The following is a 25,695-nucleotide window of genomic DNA, read 5'->3' as shown; positions in this document are numbered from 1 at the left end:
TGAGCTTGAGGGAATCTGTTCGGCATGATGCGGGAGGGCGGCGGACGCGAGGCTGACAGCGGGATTACATCTTTGTAATCTTCGGACAGGCGCATCGACGCGCAGGCACAATGCGTCGCGTAAAGTGGGGTTCCAGGGCCGGACATGAAGATCCTGATCGTCGAAGATGAAGTCAAGACGGGCGACTATCTCCGTCAGGGGCTGGTCGAGGCCGGCTTCGTCTGCGATCTGGTGCGCGACGGCACGGATGGCGTGCATTACGCGCTGACCGGCGACTACGACCTGATGATCCTGGACGTGATGCTGCCCGGTCTGGACGGATGGAGCGTGCTGCAGACGGTGCGCCGGGCGGGGCGCGAGTTCCCGGTGTTGTTCCTGACCGCGCGCGATCAGGTCGAGGACCGCGTGCGCGGACTGGAGCTCGGGGCGGACGATTACCTCGTCAAGCCCTTCGCCTTCTCGGAACTGCTCGCGCGCGTGCGAACGCTTCTGCGCCGTGGCAAGTCGAAAGAGCCGGAGGTGCTGCGCGTGGCCGACCTGGAGCTCGACCTGCTGCGCCGGCGGGTGACGCGCGGCGGGCAGCGCATCGATCTCACGGCCAAGGAGTTCGGCCTGCTGGAGTTGCTGATGCGGCGCCAGGGCGAGGTCCTGCCGCGCTCGCTGATCGCCTCCCAGGTTTGGGACATGAATTTCGACAGCGACACCAACGTCATCGAAGTGGCCGTGCGCCGCCTGCGCGCGAAGGTCGACGAGCCTTTCGAGCCCAAGCTCATCCATACCGTACGCGGCATGGGTTACGTGCTCGAGGCGCAGTGATGCCGCGCCTGTCGCTGACGCTGCGCTTGACCCTGCTGTTCGGCAGCGTGTGCGCGGCGGTGCTGCTCGGGCTCGGGGCCTTCATCTTGTCGGCGGTCGAGCGTCACTTCGAGGAAGGCGACCTCGTCGAACTGTACGGCAAGCTCGAACTGGTACGCTCGGTGATGGCGCAGGTGCGCGGCGAGGATGATTTCGCCGGCGTCGCGCAGCAGCTCGACAGCGCGCTCGTCGGTCATCACAGCCTGTCGATCGCGGTCGTGCGCGACGGCGGCGAGATCCTGTTCGCTTCGTCCGGCGCCGGCTTTCCGTCCGCGGTCGTCCGCGACATATCGAAGGCGCAGGTCTACCCCGGCGCGCGCGTGTGGGAGCAGGACGGGCACATCTATCGCGGCATCGTCGCGACCGCCGGGACCGGCATGTCCGGCGTGCCCGAGGTGAAGGTCGTGGTGTCGATGGACATCGAGCACCATCGTGCCTTCATGCGCGAGTTCACTCGTTCGCTGTGGCTGGCGGTCGCGATCGCGATCCTTGCGACCGGTGCCTTGGGAGCGGCCGCGGCCAGGGGGGGGCTCGCACCGCTGCGCAATATGGCGGCCGTGGCAGGGCGGATCTCGGCGAGTCGGCTGCACGAACGTATTCCCGTCGACGAGCTGCCGGGCGAGCTCAGGGCGCTGGGGGCCGAGTTCAACGCGATGATGACGCGCCTCGAAGAAGGCTTCCGTCGTCTGTCGGAGTTTTCGTCGGACATCGCGCACGAGTTGCGCACCCCGGTCAGCAACCTGATGACGCAGACCCAGGTCGCGCTCGGCCGTGTGCGCAGTGCCGACGAGTATCGAGAGGTGCTGTTGTCGAACCTCGAGGAATATGAGCGTCTGGCGCGAATGGTGGCCGACATGCTGTTCCTCGCGCAGGCGGACAACGGGTTGTTGCCGCGACCGGCGGAAACCCTGTCGCTCGCCGACGAGGCGCATGCGCTGGTCGACTTCTACGAGGCGCTGGCCGAAGAGAAGGGCGTGCGGCTGACGGTGACGGGCGATGCGCGGGTGCCGGGCGATCGCCTGATGCTGCGCCGCGCGATCTCGAACCTGTTATCGAACGCGCTGCGCCACACGGCGACCGGCGGGGCGGTGACGATCGTGATCGACATCGCCGACGACGGCATGGCGCGGCTTGCCGTCGGCAACCCCGGCGAAACCATCCCCGCGGAGCACTTGCCGCGGCTCTTCGAGCGCTTTCACCGCGTCGATCCGTCACGCACGCGCCAGGGCGACGGCGCCGGGCTCGGGCTCGCGATCACGCGCTCGATCGTCGAGGCCCACGGGGGGCGCGTCGCGGTCGCGTCGGCGCAAGGGCTCACCACTTTCAGCCTGTACCTGCCGCTTGCCGCGCGGGGTGCGGGCAAGGACCGCGCGGGAGGCGAAGCGGGAAAGTCTTCGCTGGCCGCGCGGCCCGCTAGCATCACTCTGCATCATCCGGAGGAATCGTGAGCACATTGAAGACACGCACCGGCCGTTCGCTGGCGATTCTGGCTGCGTCCGCGGCGGCAGCGCTGATCGCCGTCTCCGCTCATGCGGCGGGTGAGGAAGTGGTCGTCTACAAGGACCCCGACTGCGGCTGCTGCGGCGCGTGGGCCGAGCACATGCGCGCGGCGGGTTTCCGCGTGAAGGAGATCGCCAGTTCGGAGATGGCCGTCGTCAAGCGCTCGGCCGGCGTGCCGAAGGCGCTCGGGTCCTGCCACACGGCGCATGTCGGCGGATACGTGGTCGAGGGGCATGTGCCGGCGGCCGATGTCAAACGTCTGCTGGCGGAGAAACCCAAGGTCGCAGGCATCGCGGCGCCGGGCATGCCAATGGGCTCGCCCGGGATGGAAGGCCCTTACCCTGCGGACCATTACAATGTTGTAAGCTTCGGTGTTAACGGAAAGACCCAGATATTCGCAAAGCACTGACGGAAGGGGCCGCGGGCCCTCGTGGGAGAAGATCATGAACAAGAAGCTGATTGCCACCGTGACGGCGGCGTTCCTCCTGTCGTCGAGCGGCATCGTCTCGGCGCAGCAGACCGAACCGGTGACGGGCGAGCGTGGCTCGGACATGGCCGCCGATCTGCTGATCGTGCGTCCGATCGGCATCATCGGGAGTGTCCTCGGCGCGGCCGGCTTCATCGTCGCGCTGCCCTTCACGATCCCCAGCGGTACGGTCGGCGAGGCAGGGCGTGCGATGGTCGTGAATCCGCTCGAATACACGTTCTATCGACCCTTGGGCGACTTCTATCACTGCGGCCGCGATCGCCACGTCTGTGGTGGCGGCGGCAACTGAATCTGTCGCGCGATGGCGGCGCGCGCTGATCTGCGCGCTGCTGCTGGCGGGCTGCACCCGCGGTGGCGGGATCGACCCGGGCGACACGAAACAGGTCGCCCGCGGAGAGGCGGTCTACCGTGAGCACTGTGCGAGTTGCCACGGTGCTCGACTCGAGGGACAGCCGGAGTGGCGGCAACGCCGGCCCAACGGGCGGCTTCCGGCGCCTCCGCATGATGCCTCCGGCCATACCTGGCATCACCCCGACGAGTTGCTGATCAACATCGTGCGCCAAGGCCTGATTCCGCCCTGGGCGCCCGCCGGCTACGAGAGCGACATGCCGGCCTTCGTAGGTCGCCTGTCCGATACGGACATCTTCGCGGTGCTGGCTTACATCGAGAGCCGCTGGCCGCCCGAGGTGCGCGAGCAGCGCGCCCGCATGCTGGAGCAGGGGAAGCGCTGAAGCCAGTTCGCGCAGCCATGCGGAATTTCCCCCACTGCCTGGTCCGCTCCCCGCTGGTATGCTTGATCGCTTTTGCGGCTTCGGCCGGAAAGGCGAATGAGGTCGATGAACGAATCCTTCATGCGTGGCGCCCGCGAGGGCTTCAAGCTGATGTTGCCGATGTCGATCGGTCTGGTGCCTTGGGCGCTCGTCACCGGCGTCGCGATGCGCTCGATCGGGCTGTCGGCCGTCGAGGCGATGGGCATGAACCTGATCGTCTATGCAGGAACGGCCCAGCTCGGCACCTTGCCGCTGATCGCCGCCGGCGCACCGCTGTGGCTGATCTTCGTCACGGCGATGGTGCTGAACCTGCGTTTCATCATCTTCAGCGCGGCGATCGCGCCGGCTTTCCACGGCCAGGGATGGGCACGGCGCATCGCGTCGAGCTACCTGCTCGTCGACGGCATCTTCATCCTGTGTTCCGAAAGGCTCTTCAAGTCCGATGACCCGCACTGGCGCTGGGGCTTCTACGTCGTGCCGGCCATGTGGTGCTGGCTCGTGTGGCAGACCGGCGCGCTGGTGGGCGTGCTCGGAGCGGGGGCGATTCCGAAGGACTGGTCGCTCGAATTCATGACGACGATCGCGCTGATGGTGATGCTCGCGCCGATGGCGAAGGAGCGCACGATGCTGGTCGCGGCCGCAGCCGGCGGGCTCGGGGCCGTCGCGCTGCGCGGACTGCCGCTGCGGCTGGGGCTCATCGCCGGCATCGCGGTGGGGATCGCGGCAGGCTTTGCCGCCGAGCACTGGAACCGCAAACGGGGGCGTTCATGATCGAAGGTATGTGGCTGTGGATCACCCTGGCCCTGATCGCGTCGACGACCCTGATCACGCGCGGCAGCTTCCTGCTGCTGGGCGAGGGCGCGCGTCTGCCGTCGGCGCTGCAGCGTGCGCTGCGCTACGCGCCGGCTGCGGCGCTCTCCGCGCTGATCGTCCCGGACATGCTGCTCGACGCCGGGGCTTTCGATCCGATCAATCCCAAGCTTGCCGCGGGTGTCGCCGCATTCGTCGTGACGACGCGCTCGCGCAATCCCTGGCTGCCCTTCATTGCCGGGATGGGCCTGCTGCTGCTGATGCGCAAGGGGCTGGGCTGGTAGGTCGGCTCTTACGCGATCAGGTCAGCACGAAGTTTTTATCAGGCTGCGGCGCGGGCGGCGGCGTTTCGCCGAGCATTTCGCGCAGGCTCGCGTCGATGCAGGAGACCATCGCGTCGAGGGCGAGGTCATTGGGCATCGTGCCGAAGGGGTCTTCGATCTCGTCGCTCAGCGCTTCGAGCGCGAAGAAGGTGTAGGAGATGAAGGCGACGATCAGCGGCGTCATCATGCCGATCGTGTCGACGAGACCGAAAGGCAGCAGCATGCAGTAGAGGTAGGCGCTGCGGTGCAGGATCACCGAGTAGGTGAAGGGCAGCGGCGTGCCGGCGATGCGTTCGCAGCCGCCGAGTGCGCCGGAGAGCTCGTTCAATGACTCTTCGATCTGCTGTCCCGCCATGCCGTCGATGAGGCCGGCCTGGCGCCAGCGGTGTACCTGTTCGCCCAGCCACAGCAGGACCAGCGCGGGGGCGAAGCGTGCGCCGCGCAGACGCTCGATCAACCCATCGGGGAGTAGTCCGGCCAGGGCATGGTCGTGCGCCTGGCCGCGAAGCTGGTTCCGCATCGAGGTCGCGAAGCCGCTCAGCCCGAAGATGAAAGGCCGGGCGGTTTCGCGGGTGCCGGGCAATGTCAGCGCCTGGCGTGCGAGATTGCGTGCTTCCACGAGGACTGCTCCCCAGAGCCGGCGCGCTTCCCAGTAGCGCTCGTAGCTGACGTTGATGCGAAAGCCGAGGAAGATTGCCAGCGCGACGCCCAACAGCGAAAACGGGGCGGACGTGAGCGTCACTTTCCAGTGGAAGAGCTGGCCGTGGAAGGCGACCACGGCGCAGGAAAGCAGCAGGATGAAGAGCTGTTGTTGCAGGATGCGGACGACGAGCGAACCGCGGCGGACGAAGAGGAGGCGGATCCAGTGTGGGCGGGGACGGACGATCACGGCAGGGGCGGGTTTGGCCGCAGGGCGGCGGGGGATTTCATTGTCGCAGGTCCCGCCCGCGCGTTGCAGCTTCTTTGTTGCAGTGCAGCGTAAACGCGACAGTCGCCTCTCGTGACCGTGCCGTCAGCAGCTCTTGCAGGCTTCCACCGGCAGGCCGCGCGCGACCCAGCCCGGGCCGCTGGCGCTGCCGCTCATGCCTTCCCGGACGTTGTAGACGCGACTGAAGCCGAGTGCGCCGAGAATCCGCTGCGCCTGCCCGCTGCGGTTGCCGGTACGACAAACGACGGCGATCGGCGCGTTGCGGTTGCCGTCGACGCGCTTCAATACTTCGCGTGCAAAACCCTCGGGGCCTTCGGGCTGGTAGAGGTTGATTCGCGTGGCACCCGGGGCGACGCCGGTCTCGCGCCATTCCTCGGGCGTGCGCACGTCGATGAGCGTGACTTCACCGGCCTTGGCGCGCGCGCTGGCTTCGGCCGGAGTCAATTCCAGGGGCGCCTCCTGCGCGAGCGCGGGAAGCGGAAGCAGCAGCACAGCGGCGGCGCACAGGAAGCTGCGGCGGGTCGGAAGCGGAACTGCGGAAGGCATGACGGACTCCGGTCGGACGAGGTCGGCGAGTGGTCGAAGGACCCTTCATCTACCTGGGAGTTCGCAATTTTAGCATGCGCTTACATTCCGTACGGATTATTACGAAGTCATCCGGCGAGCCATGCGAGGCCGCCCGCGAGCACCAATCCGCCGCTGGCGATCATCCCGAGCTGGCGCCGCGAACCATGCAGCCGTCCCCACAGCCAGAAGCCGGACAGTCCGAGAAAGGCGAGGCCCAGCGCCGCCGCATCCGCCAGCAGCACCCAGCCAGGACCCGCGCCGGTCGACATGTGCAGGCGTGCAAGGTAGAGCCACAGGTTGGGCTGCGTGCGCTTCACCTCGGCCTGGCGGCTGCCTTTCCAGTATTCGATGTGAACCGATTCGGACGGCATGTCCGCGCGCAGCGTCCAGCGTTCGGGCTGGACGATTTGCGCCTCGCTCCAGGCTACTGCGCGGGCAGGATCGATCTTGGGCTTGAGTGTGGCAGCGTCGAGGCCCAGCCCGGGTGCAAGCGCGGCGGCGAGGGCCAGCGGATCAGTCGGAGTCGCCTCCACCGGCATGAGCTGCGTCACTTCCTTGCGGTCGAGTGCCGGGATCTTCATGACCGCGCGGTGGTTCAGCAGGAAGCCGGTCACGGCGAAGAGCAGCAGCATCGCCGAGACGCCCAGCCCGAACCAGGCGTGGATGCGGCGCAGCCATTTCTGCGAGTTGCCGCGTTGGTTTCCGGGACGGGGATGGAGGTGGATCATGGCGCCCTCAGAAACTCAGTTTGGCGGTCAGCCGGAAAGTGCGCGGCATGCCGACGGCGAGCAGCGGACTGTTGGAATTGACGCGGCTGTCGCCCGCTGCGGCCCAGTAGCGTTCGTCGGTGACGTTCTCGACGTTTGCGACGAGGTCGAGCTGCTTGCCGTCGAGCTTCGTGCGGTAGCGCGCGCCAAGGTCGAAGCGGGTGAAGCCGTCGACGAAAGCCTGGTTCAGCGGATCGACCGCGCGCTTGCCGGTGTAGTAGGCGCCGGCCGACAGCGCGACACCCGGCAGGCCGGCGAGCGTGTGTTCGACGAAGAGGCTCGCGGTGACCTTCGGGGTGTTGGCCGGGCGCTTGCCGATGAGGTTCGGGTCGTTCTCGGCTTCGGTGAATTCAGCGTCGAGCCATTGGGCTGAGGCAAAGACGCTCCAGCCCGCCGCGACGAGACCGCCGGCCGAGAGCTCGACGCCGCGGTAGCGGCCTTCGCCGAGACGCCCGTAGACGTTGTCCGCGGCATTGACGCCGTTCATCGGACGATCGATCTGGAAGAGCGCGGCGTTCGCCTGCAGGCCCTGCCATTCGGTCTTGATGCCGCCTTCCCACTGGCGGCTGACGACGGGCTTTTGCGGCTCGTATTCGTTCGCGGTGCCGACCGGTGCCGAGCCGCCATCCTCGAGGCCCTCCAGGTAGCCGGCGTAGAGGTTGGTCGAGAGCGTGAGCTTGTAGACGGCCGCGAGCGTCGGCGTGAGCTTGCGCTGCGTGTATTCCTGCGTCGGGTGATCGTAACCGAACTCGCTCGCACGCAAGCCGCCCATCAACAGCCAGTTGCCGAGGCCGACGCGGTCGAAGGCGTACCAGCCCTTGTCGATCGTGTCGTATCGCGGTTGCGCGGCCGGATAAGTGACAGCCATCTCGGCGACCTCGCGCGGATCGTAGAGGTTCTGGCGGACCGTGACGATGCGCGTTGCGCCGGCCGTCTGGGTCAGCGTGTTCTGCGCATAGCCGAAGGTGAGGTCGTGCGACACGGCGCCCGTTTCGACGCGGCCGGCGAGCTCGGTACGCAGGTTGCGGTTCTCGTATTCCTGGCCCTTGATGCGCGAAATGCGCAGCGTCCCTTCACCGGTCGCGACGTTGTAGTTCTCCATCTGCGAGAAGTTGCGGTCGCGCTGCAGTTCGGCGTGGCCCGCTTCGACGGTCCAGATCCAGCTGTCGTTGAGCGCGAAGTCGCTGCGCACCTGCACGTTCTGCGCCTTGGCGTCGTAATTCGCCCAATCGGGGGCGATCAGATTGCGCGGGTTGGGGATGCGCGGCAGCGTGATCTTGCCGTTGACCGGCGCGAGCGTCTTGATGCTCGACTGTTCGACGACGTCCTTGGCGATGTCCTCGACGTCGAGCTTCAACAGCCAGCGGTCGGTGACCTGCCAGTCGAAGGCGCCGGCATACAGGTCACGGTCCCCGCCAGCGTCGCGCACCGGACTTTCGAGCCGGCCTTCGACGACGTTCGCGCGCGCGCCGAATTCGCCGCGCTCGCCGAAGCGTCGGCCGACGTCGGCGCCGAGGACTGCGCTGCCGTTGTCGTCGGTCGAGAACTGGATCGCCGTGACCGGCGTGTTGCCGGCGCGCTTGGTGACGAGGTTGACGATCCCGGACGGCGGCACGAAGCCGTAGTACAGGCCGCCGACGCCCTTCAGCACTTCGACGCGCTCCTTGTTTTCGAGCGGCAGGTCGATCAGGTTCACGATCGGCAGGCCGCCGTTCAAGCGATAGTTGGAGCGGTTCTCGACGAGGAGTCCGCGGATCGACAGGTTGTCGTAGACGCTCGCGCCGAGCTGCGCACGGGCGACGCCGGCGGTGTTCTTCATCGCCTCGTACAGGCTGTTGGCCTGCTGCGCGTCGAGGAGGTCGCGATCGATGACGTTGACGGTCATCGGGACTTCCTTGGCGGGCGTGTCGCGGAAGGTGCCGACGCCGACGCTGCCGGCATGCCAGCTGCCCTCGGTGGCGAAGACTTCGACGGCGTCGAGCTGTTTGTCCTGGGCGTGCGCGGGGCCGTAGGCGAGCAGCAGGGCGGCAGGGATGAGGCGGGCGAGGGTTTTCGGTTGCATGGGCGGATCGTCGGAATGCAGGAAGGAGCCCGCCGGCGCTTATGGCACCGGCAGGGCAGGGGTGAGGCGGATCAGAAGCGGTAGGTGGCGGTCGCCTGCAGCGTGCGTGGCGCGCCCGGCTGGTTCAGGCCGTTGGCGCTGCCGTGGGCGCTCGCCCAGTACTCGCGGTCGAAGACGTTCTTGAGGTTGAACGCGAGGTCGTAGGTCTTGCTGCGGTAGAGCAGTGCCGCGTCGAACACGGCGAAACCGGGCAGGCGTACGAGGTTGTCGGGGGACGCGTACTGGTGGGCCTGGGCGCGCAGGCCGCCGCCGACGCTCCAGCCCTGGGCGAGTTCGCGCGTGACCCACAGCGAGCCGCTGTGGCGCGGGGTCAGGGCCGCTTCCTTTCCTTCGAACGGGACCGTGACACGGGGCGTGCCGAAGTTCGCGCCGCCGGTCGCGGTCGATTTGACGATCTCGGTGTCGAGGTAGGCGTAGCCGGCGGAGATCTGCCAGCCGGCGGCGGGACGTCCGGTCAGCGATAGTTCGAGGCCGTCGGTGCGCTGTTCGCCGGCATTGACGGTGAGGCGCGTCACCGGGTCGGTGATCTTCACGTCGTTGCGCACGAGGCGGAAGATCGACGCGCCCGCCGATAGGGCGCCGCCGAGGAAGTCCCACTTCGCGCCGATCTCGTGGTTGGTCGTGATCTCGGGATCGGCATCGACGTTGGTCGCGGAGAGCTGGAACTGCTCGCCCGAGGGCTGGAAGGAACGCGACACCGAGACGTAGTAGGACTGGGTCGCGTCGGGTTGCCAGACGAGGCCGGCGCGGGGGCTCCATTCGCGGTCGGTGCGCTCGAAGTCGGGTTTGCCGGGTTCGGTCGTCTTCTGGCGGTAGTCGTCGTAGCGGATGCCGACCAGCGCCTTCCAGTGCTCAGTGAGCGCGATCTGATCCTGCACGTAGGCGGAGGCGTTTTCGAGCGTCGTGACGTTGTCGATCGTGCGCGAGTTCGGCGCGGTCGTTGCGTAGGGTGGGATCGCGCCGCCGGGGTTCAGCAGTGGCACGCGGTCGATGCCGACCCAGTTGTCGATGTCGAGCGACTTGTCCTGGCTGCCGACTTCGAGGCCGTAGAGCAGGGTGTGCTTCATGCCGCCGAGCGTCGCCTCTTGCGTGACTTCGAGCTGGTCGAACCAACCCTGTTCGTCGCGCATCACGTGGCCATGGGTGCGCTGCATGAGGAGCTCGCCGTTCCGCAGCGTGTAGGCGCTGCCGGTGCGGTAGAGCGTGTTCTCGCGATCGAGCTTGAAGTCGTAGTAGCGCAGCACGTTGCGCAGCGACCAGTCGGCGTTGAGGCGGTGCGAGAGCGTCGCGGTGGCGGTGTTCATCGTCGCCGTCGTCATGTCGTCGCGTTCGCCGTTGCCCGAGCCGTAGTAGGTCGAGTGATCGACGTCGAGCGGGCGGCCGTTGTTGTCGGGGATGCCGAAATCGGTCGGACGGCGGTCGCGGTTGTGGCTGAGCTGGAGCAGCAGGCTCGTGTCTTCGCCGAGCTTGAGGTCGAGCGAGGGCGCGAAGGCTTCGCGCTTGATGAAGGATTCGTCGCGGAAGCCGGTCGAGTCCTCGAAGGCGCCGGTGACGCGGAAAGCGTCGCCGCCCGTGCCGAGCGCGCCCGCGGTGTCGAAGCTGAGGCGCTTTTCGCCTTCGGTGTCGAGCTGCACCGTGACTTCGCGGATCGCCTGCGTCGTCGGCAGCTTGCTGACGCGATTGATGATGCCGCCCGAGGAGCCGCGGCCGTAGAGCACCGCGGCGGGGCCTTTCAGCACCTCGATGCGATCGACATTCGACAGGTCGCGGAAGTACAGCGCGTCGTCACGCACGCCGTCGAGGAAGTTGTCGCCGATCGCCGTGAAGCCGCGGATCGCGAACTGGTCGCGCTGGCCGTCGCCCATGTTGAGGGTGACGCCGGGGACGTTCTGCATCGCTTCGGCCAGCGAGCGCACGCCTTGGTCGGCGATCAGCTCGGGCCCGACGACGTTGACGGTCTGCGGAACGTCGCGCAGCGGGGCGGTGCCTTTGGTGGCGGTCGACGACACCAGCGGGTTGTAGGACGTCGTATCGCTTGCACCTGCAGCGGTGACGGTAACGGACGGCAGGGTGGCTTGGGCGAGCGCGAGCGCGGGCAGCGCAGCCGCAATCGCCGCACTCAGGGTGCGAAGACGCATCGGAACTCCGGATGGAAGCGTTGGTGGCTGGCGATCCGGACCGAGGCGGCGGAGTGGCTGGCTAGGGATTGCGGCGATTGTATCGCGGTGTGTAAATACGAATCAATCGCAATTGATGATCACGTGTCGGGGATTCGCAACAGGACGGTGAGTCGCGTTCGAGCTGGCCGCAGCGGGGGCGGGGCGGAGGGAAACGCGACTCAGGGGCCGAGATCAGCCGGCGTGTCGATGTCGCGGAGTACGCCGCGCTCGTCGGTCGGGATCAGCCGGACGACCGCGTCGCGTAGCAGGTCTCGCGCGCCGGCGTCTCCGGATAGTACGGCGAGACGCGCTCCCCAGGCGCTGCCGAAGCCGACCGGATGGCCCCGGCGGCCGTCGCAAGTCGGCGCGACGACGCTTTCCGGCGTGTCGATGCCCTCGGCGATTGCGCGGATCACCGCGGGCGGCAGCCAGGGCATGTCGGCGAGCGCGACGACCCAGCCTGCGGCGGTGGCGCTCGCCTCCACCGCGTGCGCCAGGGCACTGCCCATGCCCTGTTCGGCGGCGTCGGATTCGAGCACTTCGCAGCCGGCCTCCCGCAGCCAGCGCACGCGTTCCGCGCTGCCTGGGCGGACGACGGCGATACTTCCGGGAAGCGCGGCACAGAGGGCATGGGCGCTATGCCACAACACGGGGCGGCCGTCGGCAAGCGGCTCGAGCAGCTTGTCGCGTTGCCCGCTGGCATCGAAGCGCCGGCCGTAGCCGGCGGCAAGCAGGATGCCGCGGATCGGGTGCCCCGGGCGCGGCGACGGAGCCGATCGGTCGTACGGCTTTAAGTGAGTCATCTGCATGCTCGCGGGTGATGGGTGGGATCGGACGCAGTCTCCATGCCGACCAGACTAAAGGATTCGGTCGGGGAGAGCGATGGTTGCTGCATCCCGTTTCCGCGTGGGGAGGGATGTGTCCGAAATGTACTCCGATACATTTTGTTGAGAATGCATATCATTTCGTTTAGGATGCGAATCGTTATCAATTGTGACGTTCGCACTCCGGCCTAGAGCGAGCCCCAAACCCCATTTCGTTCACGGCAAGCCAGGCGACATCTCTCCCAGCCAGCCATCATCCGCAGGAGTCAGACAGATGTCGTTTCGCCCCCGACTGAAGCCAGTCGTTATCGCCGTGTTCGCCGCCACCGCTTGCGGCAATCTCGCTCATGCCGCCGACGCGGTGCTGTCCTCGGTGCTCGTGACGGGCGAAGCCGAACGCGCCGACGGCCCGGTGCAGGGCTACCGCGCGACGCGTTCGGCAACTGTGACGAAGACCGACACGCCGGTGAAGGAAGTGCCGGCCTCGCTGACCGTCGTCCCCGAAGGGCTGATGGAGGACCAGGCGATGCGCGGTATGGCGGACGTGCTGCGTTACGTGCCGGGCGTCACCGTCGCGCAGGGCGAAGGCAATCGCGACCAGATGGTGATTCGCGGCATCAGTACCACGGCCGATTTTTATGTCGACGGCGTGCGTGACGACGCGCAGACCTTCCGTGATCTCTACAACCTCGAGCGGGTGGAAGTGCTGAAGGGGCCCTCCAGCATGACTTTTGGGCGCGGCGGCGCGGGCGGCGTGGCGAACCGCGTCACCAAGCGGCCGACTTTCGGGCGCATCGCCGACGCCAGCCTCACGCTCGGCAGCGACGATCAGCTCCGCGGCACGATCGACGTCGGCAACAAGATCAACGACGCAGCGGCCTGGCGCCTCAACGCGATGGGCGAGCGCGCCGCCAGCTTCCGCGACGACGTGGAGCTGAAGCGTTACGCGGTCAATCCGACCGTCACGCTGCTTCCGGGCGCCGGCACTTCGCTGACCCTCGGCTACGAGCACGTCCAGGATCACCGCACGGCGGATCGCGGCTTCCCGTCCGAGGGCGACCGCCCCTACGATGCGCCTCCGAGCCGCTTCTTCGGCAGTGCCGACCAGAGCAAGGCGCGCTTCACCGTCGATGCGCTGACCGCGGTGCTCGAACACGATTTCGGCGGCGCGCAGCTCAAGAACAGCTTCCGCGTCGCCCGCTACGACAAGTTCTACCAGAACGCCTTTGCCGGCAGCGCCGTGAACCCCGCCAACGACACGCTGCGCCTGTCCGCGTACAACAACGCGAACCAACGCACCAACATCTTCAACCAGACGGACATCACGACGAAGTTCGCGACCGGCGGCTTCCAGCACACGCTGCTGGCCGGCGTCGAATTGGGGCACCAGGACAGCGACAACGAGCGGCACACGGGCTTCTTCGGCTCCTCGACCAGTGCGACCGTGCCGGCATCCGACCCCGTCGCGCGTGTGACGTCCTGGCGTTTCAACGGCACGGACGCGAACAACCATGCGAAGTCCGATACGGCCGCCGCCTACGTTCAGGATCAGATCGCGCTCAGCGAGCAGTGGAAGCTGCTGGCGGGCCTGCGCTACGACCGCTTCCGCGTGAGCCTCGATGACCAGCGGACGACCACCGTGCGCGCGGATCTGTCGCGCACGGACAACGAGTTCAGCCCGCGCCTGGGCCTGATCTGGATGCCGACGTCGGCGCAGACTTACTATGCGAGCTACAGCTACGCCTTCCTGCCCTCCGGCGAGCAGCTGAGCCTCGCGGCGAACACCGAGGACCTCGCGCCGGAAAAGGCGATCAACTACGAGATCGGCGCGCGCTGGGATCTCGCGCCCGAGCTGACGCTGTCGGCGGCGGTGTTCCGCTTGAACCGCGAGGACATGAAGACCACCGATCCGCGTGATCCGTCGAGCGGACGCCTCGTGCAGACCGGCGAGCAGCGCACCGAAGGTGTCGAGATCGGTCTGCAGGGCCGCGTGACGCCGTGGTGGCAAGTATATGCCGGCTATGCGAACCTCGATGGCCGCATCCTCAAGACCACGTCGAGCGCGACCAAGGACGCGAAGATCGGCCTCGTGCCCGAGCAGATGGCATCGCTGTGGAACCGTTTCGACGTCGGCCACGGCTGGGGATTCGGCCTCGGCGTGATCCACCAGTCGTCGAGTTACACGTCGTTCAGCAGCCACGTGAAGCTTCCGGCCTTCACGCGTGTCGACGGTGCCGTGTATTACGCCTTCGCCGATGGCAGGACGCGCGTCGCGCTGAACGTCGAGAACCTGTTCGACAAGGAATACTTCCCGACCGCGAACAGCGACAACAACATCAGCCCGGGGGCGCCGCGCAACGCGCGCGTGACGCTGACGACCTCGTTCTGATTGATGACGGAGTGCCTCGCCCGCGGCACTCCACTTCAGCGCGTCGCGCAGGCCGACAGGGTGCCGGCCGCGACGTCGAGCGCACCCTTCGCGGTCTCGACGTTGAGCACCCGCTCGGGCGCGACGCCGTTCTTCACCGCGACGAGCTCCGCCGCGATCGAAACCGCGATCTCGCCCGGCGTGCGGCTGCCGATATAGAGCCCTGCGGGACCGCGCAGCGCCGCGACCTGCTCGGCGGAGAGGTCGAACTCCCGCAGGCGTTCGCGGCGCGCAGCGTTGTTGCGCCGCGAGCCGAGCGCCGCGACATAGAAAGCCGGCGAGCGCAGCGCTTCCATCAGCGCGAGGTCGTCGAGTTTGGGGTCGTGCGTCAGGGCGACGACCGCCATGCGTGCGTCCGGGCGCATCGCAATCACGACGTCGTCCGGCATCTCGCGCGTCAGCGTCGTGCCGGGCACATTCCACTCCTCGCTCCATTCTTCACGCGGATCGCAGACCGTGACGGCGAAGTCCAGCCCCAGCGCGACGCGCGCGAGGCTCGCCGAGAGCTGGCCGGCTCCGATCAGCAGCAGGCGGTAGCGCGGGCCGAAGACGCTGATGAGCGTGTCGCCGTCGAAGGCCGTGCCCTGTTCGGGGTGCGCCGCGGCGAGGGTGCTGCAGCCACTCGCGAGATCGAGCCGGCGCTCGACGAGCTCGCCTGCGCAAAGGCGCGCAAGGAGAGCTTCAAGAGGCGCCGCGTCGTGCAGCGGTTCGAGGACGAGCTCCATCGTGCCACCGCAGGGTAGGCCGAAGCGGCGCGCCTCGTCCGCGTCGACGCCATAGCTCACGTGCTGCGGGCGCACGGGCATGCCTTCGCGCCGCAGGCGGTCCATCAGGTCGTCCTCGATGCAGCCGCCGGAGACCGACCCGACCGCGCGCCCGTCGTCGCGCAGCGCGAGCAGCGCCCCGGGCGGGCGCGGAGAGGAGCCCCAGGTGCGCACGACGGTCGCGAGCATCACCGCGCGGCCGGCGGCGAGCCACTCGCGGGCGCGCGTCAGGACTTCAAGGTCGAGGCTGTCCATCGCCGTCTCCTTCAGGCCTTCAACTGATCGCCGATCGGCAGCGTACGGATGCGTTTTCCCGTTGCCGCAAATAGCGCGTTCGCGAGCGCCGGCGCGATCGGTGGCACACCCGGCTCGCCGACGCCGGTCGGCTTCTCGGCCGAGGGCACGATATGCACCTCGATCCTCGGCATCTGATCGATGCGCAGTACCTGGTAGTCGTTGAAGTTGGACTGCTCGACCTGGCCGTCCTTGAGCGTGATCGCGCTCGACAGTGCCGCCGCAAGGCCGAAGCCGATGCCGCCTTCCATCTGCGCGCGGATCACGTCGGGATTCACGGCGATGCCGCAATCGACCGCGCAGACGACGCGGTCAACCTTGAACTGCCCGTCGGGCATCACGGTGACGTCCACGACCTGCGCGACGAAGCTGTTGAAGGATTCATGCACGGCGACGCCGCGTCCGCGCTTGCCGGCTTTCGCCGCGGGAAGCGGCCTTCCCCAGTCCGCCTTGTCGGCGGCGAGCTTGAGCACGCCGGCGTGGCGCGGATGCTCGACGAGGAGACCGAGGCGGTAGCCCACCGGGTCCTTCCCGGCCGCTGCCGCGAGTTCGTCGATAAAGACTTCCGTCGCGTAGGCCGTATGCGTCGAGCCGACCGAGCGCCACCATTGCACCGGCACCTTCACGTCGCTGTTCGTGGTGTGCAGCTCGACCTGCAGGTTCGGGATCGCATAGGGCAGGGTCGCCGCCCCTTCGACCGAGGTCGCATCGACGCCGTCCTTGACCATCACCGACTCGAAAGCCGTGCCGGCGAGGATGGACTGGCCGACGATGGTGTTGGCCCAGGCGACCGGTTTGCCCTGTGCGTCGAGGGCCGCACGCAGGCGGTGCAGGTAGACCGGGCGGTAGTAGCCGGCACGCATGTCGTCTTCGCGCGACCACACGAGCTTCACCGGCGCGCGGCCACCGATCGCTTTGACGATGTGCGCCGTCTCGACGAGGTAGTCCGAATGCGGATTGGCGCGGCGCCCGAAGCTGCCGCCTGCGTACAGCATGTTGAGCTTTACCTGCTCCGGCTTGAGGCCGAGGATGCCTGCAACCGTCATCTGGTCCACGGTCTGGAACTGCTCGCCATTCCACACTTCGCACCCGTTCGCGTCGAGGCGCATCACGCAGTTGAGCGGCTCCATCGCAGCATGGGCGAGGTAGGGGAAGGCGTATTCGGCCTCGATCACCTTGCCCGCCTTGCCGAGTGCCGCTGCGGCGTCGCCGTCGTGGCGAGCGACGGTGCCGGGCGTGGCGGCGCGCTTGCGGTAGTCGGCAAGGATCGCGTCGGAGCTGCCGCGGTAACCGGTCGCATCGTCCCATTCGATCTTCAGCGCGTCGCGGCCCTTCTTCGCGGTCCAGTAGTCGCGCGCGAGTACCGCCACGCCGGTCGGGATGCGCACGACGTCGGCGACGCCGGGAACGGTCCGCGCGCCTCCGTCATCGGCGCTCTTCACGGTCGCGCCAAAGCGCGGCGGATGAGCGACGACCGCGACGAGCATGCCCGGCAGCTTCACGTCCTGCGTGAATTGCGCGCGCCCGGTCGTCTTCGCGACGCTGTCCTTGCGCGGCACGTGGCGGCCGATGAAGGTGAAGTCCTTCGGATCCTTGAGCTTCACCTGCTGCGGCACCTGCAGCGCGGAGGCCGCTTCAGCCAACTCGCCGAAGTGCGCCTTGCGGCCGCTCTTCGCGTGGCTGACAACGCCCGCCTTGACGCTGATCTCATCGGCTGGCACGCGCCAGCGCTCGGCTGCGGCCTGCACGAGCATCGCCCGCGCGGTCGCGCCGGCCTGGCGTAACTGCTCGAAGGAGTTGGCGATCGCCGTGCTGCCCCCGGTGCCTTGGGCATTGCCCCAGAAGAGGTTGTTGTAGCGCGCCGCGTCTGCCGGTGAACCCTTCGTGACGACCTGCGACCAGTCGGCATCGAGCTCCTCGGCGACCAGCGTTGCCAGGCCGGTGTAGGTGCCTTGGCCCATCTCGAGGTGCTTCGCGACGACCGTCACGGTGTTGTCCGGCGCAATGCGCACGAAGGCGTTCGGCGCGAATTCGGCAGCACTCGAGGCGGCACCGCCGACGGCGCTCGGCCCGTCCGCCCCCGGCAGCACGGCGGCGCGCGCACCCGGCACGACGACAGCGAGCGTGAGCCCGGCGCCGGCCTTCAGGAAGTCGCGGCGCGAGGTGTTTTCGATGCGGATCGTCATGCTGCACTCCTCGAGGCAAGCGTCCTGGCGGCTTCGTGGATAGCGGCGCGGATGCGCACATAGGTCGCGCAGCGGCAGATGTTCCCGCGCATCGCCGCGTCGATGTCGGCGTCCGTCGGCTTCGGGTTCGACGCGAGGAGCGCCGTCGCCGACATGATCTGGCCTGACTGGCAGTAGCCGCACTGCACGACGTCGAGCTTTTGCCACGCGGCCTGCACCGCGGCGCCCACGCGCGCAGTACCCACCCCTTCGATCGTCGTCACGCGCTTGCCGGCGACCGCGGACACCGGCGTCGAGCAGGAGCGGATCGGCTGGCCGTCCAGATGCACGGTACAGGCGCCGCATTGCGCGATACCGCAGCCGAACTTCGTTCCCGTCATGTCGAGACCGTCGCGCAGGACCCACAGCAGCGGAGTGTCGTCGGGCAGGTCGGTGCTCACCGATTTGCCGTTGAGGGTGAAACGCGTCATCGGTCGTCTCCTGAAGTCAGATCTTCACAGCTTAGACGCTGAGTCTTTTAAGATCGACGTACAAATCGTGTAAGCGTTTTGAAGGAGAACTTAATGATCGAGCCTGCCCTGCTGCCTGCGCTGGCGGCATTCGAATGCGTCGCGCGTCATACCAGCTTCAGCCGTGCCGCCGCGGAGATGGGCATCTCGGCGTCGGCGCTGTCGCAATCCGTGCGCAGCCTCGAAGGCCGGCTCGGCGTACGCCTGCTGGCGCGCACGACGCGACGCGTCGGTCTGACCCAGGAAGGCGCGCGTCTGCTCGAAGGGGTGAGGCGCGGACTCGGCGAGCTCGGCGACGCGCTCGCTACCGTCGACCACGCGCGCGAACAGCCCTCGGGCACGGTGCGCATCACGATGCCCCGCATCGCGTACGCCCAGTATTTCGCGCCGCACGTCGCCGCATTCGCCCGGGAATATCCCGACGTCGGCATCGAGTTCTCGCTCGAAGACAAGCTCGTCGACCTCGTCGCCGACCGCTTCGACGTGGGCCTGCGTCTGACCGAGCAGATCGCCGGCGACATGATCGCGGTCCCCTTCGGTCGCCCGCAGCGCCTTGTCGTTGCGGCGGCGCCGGCGTATTTCGAGCGTCATCCCGAGCCGCTGCACCCGCAAGACCTCGCCGCCCACGACTGCAACCGCTTCCGCTATCCGACCAGTGGTCGCACTGCGCGCTGGAGCTTTCGCCACGACGGCCAGGACATGGAGATGGACGTCACGGGGCGCTTCGTCCTGGACGACCTCGAAGCCGAGCTCGACCTGCTGCGGCGCGGGCTCGGCATCTCGCAGGTGCTCGAATCGATGATCCTCGACGACCTGCGCGAGGGGCGCTTGCGCAAGGTGCTCGACGGCTATGCGTGGCCGATGCCGGTCGCCCACCTGTATTTCCCGAGCCGGGCCCAGATGCCGGCCCGGCTGCGGGTGTTCATCGACTTCTTCCGCGCCGCCAACAACGGCGCGGCGGCCGGTCACCAGACGTAGAACATCACGATCCACGGTATGACCGCGCCTGCCGCGGCGCAGGCAAAGGCGAGCAACGCCGCGCTCTTGCGCGCGCCGCCCACTAGGCCGCGCCGCACGTGCGTTGCCGCGAGCACGAGGCTTGCGGTCGACGCAATCGCGAGCAGGGCACCCCGTACCGCAGGCAGGCTCGTGAGGATCACACCTTCGGCCGACAGCAGTGTCACGGTCAGCCCGGACAGACCCAGAAACACGCCGACGCCGCCCAACGGGATCAGCGCATAGGCGAGTCGCAGATGGCCTTCCGCCTCGCCCAACAGGCGACCCGCGGCGCGCAGCCAGAGGCTGATCCAGCCCCCGATCAGTACGGCCGACAGGCCGATGTAGCCGAGGATCATCAGGCCGTCGAGCCAGGTGAAGACATCGTTTGCCTCCGGGTAATGCGTCAGCACCCACCATGGGATGTCGTCGCCGAGCAGCGCGAAGGCGTCGTGCTCGACCAGCCACTCCGCGGCGGCGAGCTTCGCGCGCACGAACCACGGCGAGGCCGACCACTGGAAGGCGCCCATCGCCGTGCCGATGATGCCGAACACCAGCAGCCGCACTTCCCAGCGGTCCGTCTGCTCGGCGGTGATCTGCGCGACTTCCGAGCCCGGCACGCGAGCGGTGAGGGCGACCGCGTCGCGGTGCCCGCTGCAGCGCCCGCACATATGGCAGTCGGACGCGCTTTCCATGCGGCGGATGTCGACCAGGGGCGCGCAGTTGATCGGAATCACCTTCCTCGCGCCGTGCTCGTTGCCGAACGCCCCCCAGGCCGCGCGATCGGTGCGGAAATGCACCGGCGCGAGCCGCGACAGCAGCCCGAACACGCCATTGACCGGGCACAGATGCCGGCACCACACGCGCTTTCCGCGACCGTAGACCAGGCCCACGGCGATCGCTGCAACGGTCGAGCCGCCGAGCACCAGCAGCGCCGCCTTCGGATACTCATAGACGCTGACGAGCTGGCCGTAGACCGTCGTGCCGAGGAAGGCGACGAAAGGCCAGCCGCCCCACTTGATCCAACGGGGGATCGGCCGACCCAGCCCGAAGCGCGACACCTGCTCGGAGATGAAGCCTTCCGGGCACAGCACGCCGCACCATACCCGCCCCATCAGCATCATCGACACCAGCACGAAGGGCCACCATACGCCCCAGAACGCGAGCTGCGCGAAGAGCGTCAGGTTGTCCCACAGATGGGCGCCCGATTCCGGCAGCGGCAGGAAGGCCGGCGTGACGACGAGGAAGAGATAGAGCGCGAGCACCGTCCACTGGATGCCGAGGATCCAGCCGCGATGGCGGCGCATCAGGTCGCCGAGGCGCGCGAGCCGCGGCGGAGTCGTAGCGGAGGCGGGGACGGCGCAGGTGTTCATGCTGCGGCCCTCTTCGGCAGACGGCCGAGCAGCGCGACCAGACCCCAGTAGCCAAACCACGCAATCAGCACCATCAGCGAGGGCTGCGCGCGATAGCCGGCGAAGGCCGCGGCGATGCCGCCGACGGTGCTGCCATCCGAGAGCAGTGGCGAGCTGTCCCACACCGGCTCCAGCAGCGGCGGCAGCCATTCCATGTTGATCAGCCGCTCGACTCCGGACACCAGCAGCGCCGCGGCGAGCAGGAAGAGGATGATCTCGGTCGCACGGAAGAAGAGCCGGCTCGGCAACCAGCGCGCGCCGCTCTGGATCAGCCAGGCGGTCGCGAGCGCAAGCACGAAGCCGATGCCAGCCCCGGCGAGCATCTGCCGCAAGGCCTCACCGGACTGCTCAACGCCCAGGCCGTACAGGAAGAGCACCGTCTCCGCACCTTCGCGCCCGACCGCGATCGCCGCGAGCAGCGCCGCCGACGCGCCGCCCGCCGCATTCGCGAGCCCGCTCTCGAGCTCGCGTTTCATGTGGCGCCCGTGATGCCGCATCCACAACACCATGTGCGTGATCAGTCCCGCCGCAACGAACACGATTCCCGCCTGGAAGGCCTCCAGCGCATCGCCCGCGAGCTGGCTCTGCAAGCCGAGCATCGCGACCGCGAGCACGCCGGCGAGCAGCAGTCCGCCGCCGACGCCGGCCCACAGATGACCGACCCCGATCCGGTCGTCCCCGCGCGCGCGGATCCACGCATACAGGATGCTGACGACGAGGATGGCTTCGACGCTTTCGCGCCAGACGATGAAGAGTGCGTTGCCCATGATGACTCCGTGAAACTTCCCGAAATTGCGCTACTTCGCGACGATCTGGCCTTTCGCCGTGTCTTTGTGGAATTCGCCGAAGAACGGATAACTGCCCGGCTGCAGCGGCGGGAACACCGTGCTGCGCGTCACCCCCGGCGCGACGACCAGCTCCTTGAGCGGATTCGAGGTCTCGAACTCCTCGGGACCGGCGTTGCGGTTGGTGACCTCGATGCGGAAACGTGTGTTCGCCGGCACCGTGACCGTTTCCGGCGTGAAGCGGCCGTTCTCGGCCACGATCTGGAAGGTCGGCATCTCCGCGCGCGCCGCGAGCGGGGCGCCTAGCATTGCCAGCATCAGCGCGATGCCGGCCGGACGTGTGAAGGACATGGGTAGGAACTCCTCGCCTTGAAAACGCAAAAGCCCCGCCGGGGCCGAAGTCCGGGCGGGGCGGGGAGAGCGTTGGCGCTCAGAACGCATACAGCGCACGCAATCCGACGGTCGTGATCGAATCGGCATCCGGGTTCGCCGCCGCGCGGCGAACGTACTGCAGATCCGGTGTCAGCGACAGCTGCTTGTTCAGGTGCCAGCGGTAGTACAGCTCGGCGACCTGTTCCGCGCCGCGGGCGTCGTAGCCGAAGCCGGTCAGCAGCGGTGCCGCGTCGCGGAAGTCGCGGCTCGAACGCAGCCACGCCCAGGCCATGCCGACCGTGTCGGCGCCACGGCCCCACGCGTCGCCCGTCACCTCGGCACCGACGGTGAAGGCGCGGTCGAACGCGGCCTTGCCCTTCGTCGATTGGCCGTAGCGGGCGAACAGCGTGACGTCCTCGTCGACGCGCTGATCGACGCTCAGGCCCCAGCCGGTCGTCGCGCTGTGCGAACCGTCGAAGCCCTCGTACTGGCCGTTGCGCCAGGCGTAGAGGCGGTAGTTGCCGTCCAGACCGTAAGCCTTCAGGCCGTATTCGAGCTGACCGATCACGAAGGGCTGGTCGAAGCTGCGGCCGAACTTGGCGCCTTCGCCTGCGCCGAACGCGGCGAGCGACACTTGCCACCAGTCGGGCTTGCCGCTTTCGTTGCGATACGCGAGGCGCACGCCCGGTGTGAAGCCGTAGTCGTCAGCGCCGACCGCGCCGCCCGAGTCGAGCAGCGGGTTATGCACGAACACGTTGTTGAGGAACTTCTCGGCCTCGTTGTCGGCGATCGTGTTCTGGTCGAAGAACACGAAGGGATCCATCTTGCCGACGTTGAACTGCAGCGTGTGCGGCGACTTTTCGCCGTCTTCGCCCAAGGGCGTCGACAGCTGGTAGTACGCTTCGGCGACGATCGCGTAGGTCTCCTGCGAGCCGCCGCCTGCCTGGAAGGCGAGGCTGTTGAAGGCGCCGGTGAAGGTCGGCTTCAGGCCGCTGAAGCCGTCGCCCTGGCCGAAGCGCAGATGGGTGAAGAACTCGCCCTTGCCTCCGCCGATGTCACCGGCGGGCAGCGTGATGCCCACGTCTCCGCGCCACGTCAGCACCGACTCGTGCTTGCCCGATTCGCGGGCACCGCCGTTGATGCGCTGTGCGACCGCGCCGACACTGCCTTCAACCGTGATGCCGTCGAGCGCTTCCGCGAGCTTGGAAGGCGAGGCGATGGCGTCGGTCTTCGCTTCGACGGCCTTCAGGCGCGTGACGAGCTCCGGTTCGCGCTCGGTGATGCGATCGCTTTCGAGGCCGGCCGTGAGCTCGTGGTTGGCCTGTTCGAGCGCCTCGATGCGCTTCGTCAGCGCGGGCGAGGGCGCGGTGGCGGCCGCGAGCCGGCTTTCGAGCTCGGCGTTACGCTGTTCGAGCTTTTCGACGCGCTCGGCGAGCCGCTTCATCTCGGCCAGCATCTTCTCCTGCATGCTCGCTGCGGGGGCAGCGTGGCTCGCGGTGGTCGCGCCGAGCACCGCGACCGCGAGTGCGGTGCGGGCAAATCGGACTGCCGCCATCTTAGTAGCCGCCCTTCTTGCCGATGCCGGCGTAGGTGAATTCGTTCTCGACTTCGAAGGGCTTGAACCACGGACGCACGCCGGTCGCGCGGTCGGTGTGGCGGCCGAAGTGGGTGCCGTGCTCTGCGCCCGGCGGCAGGATGGTGTACTTCACCTTGTACTTGCCGGGGCCGGCGAGCTTGACGTTGTCACCGTAGTGCGGGCCGTCGTTGGCGACCATCGGCATGAAGTCGCCGGCGAGCTTCCAGTCGCTGCCGACCTTGGTGATCTCGAACTTGACGGTCAGGTAGGGAACCCAGCTGCCTTCCTCGAAGCCGTTCGGGTTGTTGGCGAGCGCGCGGACGTCGGCCTCGATGTGGATGTCCGTTTCAGACGCCTTCTTCATCATGCCTTCGGGTTCCATTTCGATCGGCTGCAGATAGACCGCGGCGATCTCCATCCCGTTGCGCTGCTGCGGCTTGCCGATCGGGTACTCGAGGGCGTTGGCGGTGACGGCGAGGCCGGCCAGGGCGGCGAAGGCTAGCGGGCGGAGCAGGTTGCGATGCATGAATATCCCTTTGAATGACGAGTTGATGTTCGAAGTCGCGCGCAGAATTGTTATCGCATGGATGCGAATAATAAGTAGAATGAGAAGTATTCGCAAGAACTGCGGTAAAAATTTCGCGACAGAAGGCGAAGCCCGGGGCCGTCAGACAGAACGAAATCCTGAACGCGTCAGGCGTGGCGGGATATGTCGGACTGCGTGTGGAAGGGCTGCGGAAGGCTGGAAGGCACCTCAGCAGAACCGAGTCGCCAACCGCGAAAGCCGCTTTGGCCGCGCGCGGTGCCCCGATCAAGACTGGTTCGGCGGAAGTCGCCGCTCAATCGGCGCGCGCGCTCGTTTCCGCCGTTTGCCAGCCTCCGCCGAGCACCTTGATTAGATCCACCGTGCCGCTCAGGCGGGCGAGGCGGAACTGCGAGAGCTGGTCCTGCGCCTGGAACAGCGTGCGCTGCGCATCGAGCACGGTGAGCAGGTCGTCGGTGCCTTCGCGGTAGCGCAGCTCGGCGAGTCTCAGTCCGCGCGTCGCCTCGTCGCGGATCTGCAACTGCACGGATTCCTGGCGGCGGTTGCGCTCGACGTTGCCGAGTGCGTCCTCGACCTCGCGCAGGGCGGTATGGATGGCGCCGCGATACGTTTCGACGAGCGCCTGACGCCGCGACTGCGCGCCTCCGACCTCCGCACGAAGACGACCACCGTCGAAGAGCGTGTGGCTCAACGATGCCGTGAGCGCGACGGTGTTGGCGGGGTTCGACAGCGCGAGCAGCGTCGTGCTCGCGAGCCCGGCCGAGCCGGACAGCCCGATCGATGGCAGCAGCGCCGCGCGCGCGGCGGCGACGTCGGCATCGGCGGCAGCGAGCCGCGCCTCGGCGCTGGCAAGATCGGGGCGTCGCGTCAGCAGTTCCGACGGAAGCCCGGGCGCGACGGACGGCACTTGCAGCATCGACAGCGTCTCTCCACCGAGCGCAAAGCCCTGCGGCGCCCGGCCGAGCAGCACCGCGAGCGCCGCCTGCGTCTGGCGCGCCTGGGTTTCTAGCGGCAGCAGGGCGGCGCGTTGCGCAAGTACCGTGCTCCGCTGCCGGCTGACGTCGAGCGCCGATGCGGCGCCGTTGCGATAGCGGGATTCGGCGATCGAGAAGACACGTTCGGCAGTCGCGAGGTTTTCGCGCGCGATCTCGATGCGTTCGCGCGCGGACAGCAACTGGAAGTAGGTGTTCGCGACGCCGGTGAGCAGCGTCACGCGAGCCGCCGCGAGGTCGTCGCGCGTGGCGTCGAGCTCGGCCGACGCACCGCGGACGCCCGCCGCGATGCGCCCCCAGAGGTCCACTTCGTAGCTGACCGACAGCGAGACGCCGGTCGATTCGGATTCTCTCGCCGGTCCGTTGCGGCCGGGTTCGACCCGGCTCCATGCGGTGTCCGCGCCCAGCGCCGCACTCGGCAGCAGTGACGCGCCGGTCACCTTGAGGGCGAGTTCCGCCTGGCGCACGCGCTCGATGGCGACGCGGAAGTCGGGGTTGGCGGAGAGGGCTTCGGCCATCAGCGCGTCGAGCTCGCGCGACGCGAAGCCGAGCCACCAGCCCGCGTCGGGGCGTGCGGCGGAGTCGGAGGACGCCCCGTCCCACGCGGCCGGCATCGCGACGTCCGCGCGTGTTGCGGGTTCAGTGACGGCGCAGCCGCCGAGCATCAACGCGAGCGAGAGGGCGAGGGCAGTCCTGCGCGAAGTGGGAAGTTTGGGGGTGGTCAT

The 25,695-nt window shown here is 67.8% G+C and carries 24 protein-coding genes; 9 read left to right on the top strand and 15 right to left on the bottom strand.

The genetic code is table 11. The annotated features are described in order from the left end of the window. The first annotated feature begins 144 nt into the window (after positions 1-144). From VJ673_RS04675 to VJ673_RS04645, 7 genes are all read left to right on the top strand, one after another. Positions 145-816 (top strand): heavy metal response regulator transcription factor, encoded by a 672-nt coding sequence (locus VJ673_RS04675; RefSeq protein WP_324124877.1) that lies wholly within the window; start codon positions 145-147, stop codon positions 814-816. Then, on the top strand, positions 816-2,303 hold the full coding sequence (locus VJ673_RS04670) for a heavy metal sensor histidine kinase (RefSeq protein ID WP_324124876.1): 1,488 nt from the start codon (positions 816-818) through the stop codon (positions 2,301-2,303). Before VJ673_RS04675 ends, VJ673_RS04670 begins: the two co-directional genes overlap by 1 nt. Then, positions 2,300-2,764, top strand: a complete 465-nt coding sequence (locus VJ673_RS04665; RefSeq protein ID WP_324124875.1) for a DUF411 domain-containing protein — start codon at positions 2,300-2,302, stop codon at positions 2,762-2,764. The genes VJ673_RS04670 and VJ673_RS04665 overlap by 4 nt, the downstream gene beginning before the upstream one ends. A 34-nt stretch (positions 2,765-2,798) precedes the next feature. Continuing rightward, the gene (locus VJ673_RS04660) at positions 2,799-3,131 is read left to right on the top strand and encodes a hypothetical protein (RefSeq protein ID WP_324124874.1); all 333 of its coding nucleotides are present in this window, start codon (positions 2,799-2,801) and stop codon (positions 3,129-3,131) included. Then, positions 3,115-3,573 carry a c-type cytochrome gene (locus VJ673_RS04655; RefSeq protein ID WP_324124873.1) on the top strand — a complete coding sequence of 153 codons (459 nt, stop codon included), beginning with the start codon at positions 3,115-3,117 and terminating at the stop codon, positions 3,571-3,573. The genes VJ673_RS04660 and VJ673_RS04655 overlap by 17 nt, the downstream gene beginning before the upstream one ends. A 105-nt stretch (positions 3,574-3,678) precedes the next feature. Then, positions 3,679-4,383, top strand: a complete 705-nt coding sequence (locus VJ673_RS04650) for an AzlC family ABC transporter permease (RefSeq protein ID WP_324124931.1) — start codon at positions 3,679-3,681, stop codon at positions 4,381-4,383. Then, complete coding sequence (locus tag VJ673_RS04645; protein WP_324124872.1) at positions 4,380-4,706, top strand: AzlD domain-containing protein; 327 nt, start codon at positions 4,380-4,382, stop codon at positions 4,704-4,706. Before VJ673_RS04650 ends, VJ673_RS04645 begins: the two co-directional genes overlap by 4 nt. Before the next feature lie 16 nt (positions 4,707-4,722). Here VJ673_RS04645 and VJ673_RS04640 read toward each other — a convergent pair whose 3' ends face one another. From VJ673_RS04640 to VJ673_RS04615, 6 genes are all read right to left on the bottom strand, one after another. Further along, positions 4,723-5,634, bottom strand: coding sequence for a bestrophin family protein (locus VJ673_RS04640; RefSeq protein ID WP_324124871.1), 912 nt, complete (start codon positions 5,632-5,634; stop codon positions 4,723-4,725). Between the two features lie 123 nt (positions 5,635-5,757). Then, complete coding sequence (locus tag VJ673_RS04635; protein ID WP_324124870.1) at positions 5,758-6,219, bottom strand: rhodanese-like domain-containing protein; 462 nt, start codon at positions 6,217-6,219, stop codon at positions 5,758-5,760. 107 nt (positions 6,220-6,326) lie between these two features. After that, positions 6,327-6,968: a PepSY-associated TM helix domain-containing protein gene (locus VJ673_RS04630; RefSeq protein WP_324124869.1), complete on the bottom strand. Its 642-nt coding sequence runs from the start codon at positions 6,966-6,968 to the stop codon at positions 6,327-6,329. A 7-nt stretch (positions 6,969-6,975) separates the two neighbouring features. After that, positions 6,976-9,069 (bottom strand): TonB-dependent siderophore receptor, encoded by a 2,094-nt coding sequence (locus tag VJ673_RS04625; protein ID WP_324124868.1) that lies wholly within the window; start codon positions 9,067-9,069, stop codon positions 6,976-6,978. Between the two features lie 71 nt (positions 9,070-9,140). Then, positions 9,141-11,267, bottom strand: a complete 2,127-nt coding sequence (locus tag VJ673_RS04620) for a TonB-dependent receptor (RefSeq protein WP_324124867.1) — start codon at positions 11,265-11,267, stop codon at positions 9,141-9,143. 200 nt (positions 11,268-11,467) lie between these two features. Continuing rightward, complete coding sequence (locus VJ673_RS04615) at positions 11,468-12,091, bottom strand: nucleotidyltransferase family protein (RefSeq protein ID WP_324124866.1); 624 nt, start codon at positions 12,089-12,091, stop codon at positions 11,468-11,470. Between the two features lie 295 nt (positions 12,092-12,386). Here VJ673_RS04615 and VJ673_RS04610 point away from each other — a divergent pair, with 295 nt between their 5' ends. Further along, positions 12,387-14,501 carry a TonB-dependent receptor gene (locus VJ673_RS04610; protein WP_324124865.1) on the top strand — a complete coding sequence of 705 codons (2,115 nt, stop codon included), beginning with the start codon at positions 12,387-12,389 and terminating at the stop codon, positions 14,499-14,501. Between the two features lie 35 nt (positions 14,502-14,536). On the opposite strand, the gene VJ673_RS04605 is transcribed toward VJ673_RS04610, so the two are convergent. The 3 genes from VJ673_RS04605 to VJ673_RS04595 are packed head-to-tail and all read right to left on the bottom strand — an operon-like array spanning position 14,537 to position 18,254. Next, positions 14,537-15,559, bottom strand: a complete 1,023-nt coding sequence (locus tag VJ673_RS04605) for an XdhC family protein (protein ID WP_324124864.1) — start codon at positions 15,557-15,559, stop codon at positions 14,537-14,539. Positions 15,560-15,570: 11 nt separating this feature from the next. After that, entirely contained in the window at positions 15,571-17,784 is a 2,214-nt protein-coding gene (locus tag VJ673_RS04600) for a xanthine dehydrogenase family protein molybdopterin-binding subunit (protein ID WP_324124863.1), read from the bottom strand. After that, a complete protein-coding gene (locus VJ673_RS04595) occupies positions 17,781-18,254 on the bottom strand; it encodes a (2Fe-2S)-binding protein (protein ID WP_324124862.1) in 474 nt (157 codons plus the stop codon). Before VJ673_RS04595 ends, VJ673_RS04600 begins: the two co-directional genes overlap by 4 nt. A 93-nt stretch (positions 18,255-18,347) precedes the next feature. Between VJ673_RS04595 and VJ673_RS04590 the strand changes: the two genes are divergently transcribed. Continuing rightward, positions 18,348-19,271: a LysR family transcriptional regulator gene (locus VJ673_RS04590; RefSeq protein ID WP_324124861.1), complete on the top strand. Its 924-nt coding sequence runs from the start codon at positions 18,348-18,350 to the stop codon at positions 19,269-19,271. Here VJ673_RS04590 and VJ673_RS04585 read toward each other — a convergent pair. From VJ673_RS04585 to VJ673_RS04560, 6 genes are all read right to left on the bottom strand, one after another. After that, on the bottom strand, positions 19,259-20,662 hold the full coding sequence (locus VJ673_RS04585; RefSeq protein WP_324124860.1) for a 4Fe-4S binding protein: 1,404 nt from the start codon (positions 20,660-20,662) through the stop codon (positions 19,259-19,261). The two genes, VJ673_RS04590 and VJ673_RS04585, sit on opposite strands and share 13 nt — an antisense overlap. Then, on the bottom strand, positions 20,659-21,468 hold the full coding sequence (locus tag VJ673_RS04580; RefSeq protein WP_324124859.1) for an FTR1 family iron permease: 810 nt from the start codon (positions 21,466-21,468) through the stop codon (positions 20,659-20,661). Before VJ673_RS04580 ends, VJ673_RS04585 begins: the two co-directional genes overlap by 4 nt. Positions 21,469-21,498: 30 nt before the next feature. Further along, a complete protein-coding gene (locus VJ673_RS04575) occupies positions 21,499-21,837 on the bottom strand; it encodes a cupredoxin domain-containing protein (protein ID WP_324124858.1) in 339 nt (112 codons plus the stop codon). Between the two features lie 79 nt (positions 21,838-21,916). After that, a complete protein-coding gene (locus tag VJ673_RS04570; RefSeq protein WP_324124857.1) occupies positions 21,917-23,413 on the bottom strand; it encodes a carbohydrate porin in 1,497 nt (498 codons plus the stop codon). Position 23,414: 1 nt separating this feature from the next. Then, positions 23,415-23,960, bottom strand: coding sequence for an iron transporter (locus VJ673_RS04565; RefSeq protein ID WP_324124856.1), 546 nt, complete (start codon positions 23,958-23,960; stop codon positions 23,415-23,417). 313 nt (positions 23,961-24,273) lie between these two features. Then, a complete protein-coding gene (locus VJ673_RS04560) occupies positions 24,274-25,695 on the bottom strand; it encodes an efflux transporter outer membrane subunit (protein ID WP_324124855.1) in 1,422 nt (473 codons plus the stop codon).

The organism is Aromatoleum sp., assembly GCF_035254505.1.
Classification (GTDB): domain Bacteria; phylum Pseudomonadota; class Gammaproteobacteria; order Burkholderiales; family Rhodocyclaceae; genus Aromatoleum.
Note: the sequence above shows the minus strand (reverse complement) of the source record. Positions and strands in the feature narration are given on the sequence as shown.